Origin of the sequence: Rhodohalobacter sulfatireducens, from assembly GCF_022012475.1 — a bacterium.
GTDB classification, from domain to species: domain Bacteria; phylum Bacteroidota; class Rhodothermia; order Balneolales; family Balneolaceae; genus Rhodohalobacter; species Rhodohalobacter sulfatireducens.
The window spans coordinates 1-1,190 of record NZ_JAKLWS010000093.1 but is presented as its reverse complement, the minus strand read 5'-3'; the positions used below and the strand labels follow the sequence as shown (position 1 = coordinate 1,190).

The 1,190-nt window shown below is 55.0% G+C and carries 1 protein-coding gene; it reads right to left on the bottom strand.

Annotation, left to right across the window (positions count from 1 at the left end):
- Positions 1-1,186: elongation factor Tu (gene tuf / locus L6773_RS21215; protein WP_237856676.1), on the bottom strand; the 1,186-nt coding region annotated here is incomplete at its 3' end.
- Between the last annotated feature and the right edge of the window lie 4 nt (positions 1,187-1,190).

Genomic DNA, 1,190 nt, shown 5'->3' with positions numbered 1-1,190 from the left:
AGTCGTTAATTTCACTAACCACGCCCGCTCCGACGGTACGTCCGCCTTCGCGAATCGCAAACCGAAGGCCTTTCTCCATCGCCACCGGCTGGATCAGTTTTACATTCATCTTCACATTGTCGCCCGGCATTACCATCTCCACGCCTTCCGGCAGCTCACAGGCTCCCGTTACATCCGTGGTACGGAAATAAAACTGCGGACGATAGCCTTTGAAGAACGGCGTGTGACGGCCTCCTTCATCTTTGCTCAGTACATACACTTCGCATTCAAACTCTTTATGGGGAGTAATTGAGCCCGGCTCGCAGAGTACCATTCCCCGCTGCAGCTCCTCTTTGTTGATCCCCCGAAGCAGTATCCCGGCATTGTCTCCCGCCTGGCCTTCTTCCAGCAGCCGACGGAACATCTCAATCCCGGTGACCACACTCTTCATCGGATCTTCCACAATCCCCACAATCTCCACCTCGTCGTTGAGCTTGATCACTCCCCGCTCAATTCGACCGGTGGCAACCGTTCCACGCCCGGTAATGGAAAACACATCCTCCACCGGCATCAAAAACGGCTTGTCAACATCCCGCTCAGGTGTCGGTACGGTTTCATCCACCGCTGCCATCAGGTCCAATATCGCCTGCTCGGAGTCGGCATCCCCGTTGAGTGCATTCAACGCACTGCCCTGGATCACCGGAATGTTGTCTCCGTCAAACTCATAGGAGGTCAGCAGCTCGCGAACTTCCAGCTCCACCAGCTCAATCAACTCCTCATCGTCCACCAGGTCCGTCTTGTTCATAAAGACCACAATCTGGGGTACGCCTACCTGGCGGGCCAACAGAATGTGCTCGCGGGTCTGCGGCATCGGGCCATCCGTGGCCGCTACCACCAATATCGCCCCGTCCATCTGGGCAGCACCTGTCACCATGTTCTTCACATAGTCGGCGTGACCCGGACAGTCCACGTGCGCATAGTGGCGCTTGTCAGTTTCATATTCCACATGAGCCGTCGCTATCGTAATCCCTCGCTCACGCTCTTCCGGAGCATTATCAATATCTGCAAACTGCTTGGCTACACCACCATAGTGCTTGGCCATTACCGTCGTAATCGCCGCCGTTAGCGTTGTCTTACCGTGATCTACGTGACCAATCGTACCAATATTCACATGCGGCTTGGTACGTTCAAATGTCTCTTTTGCCATGGTT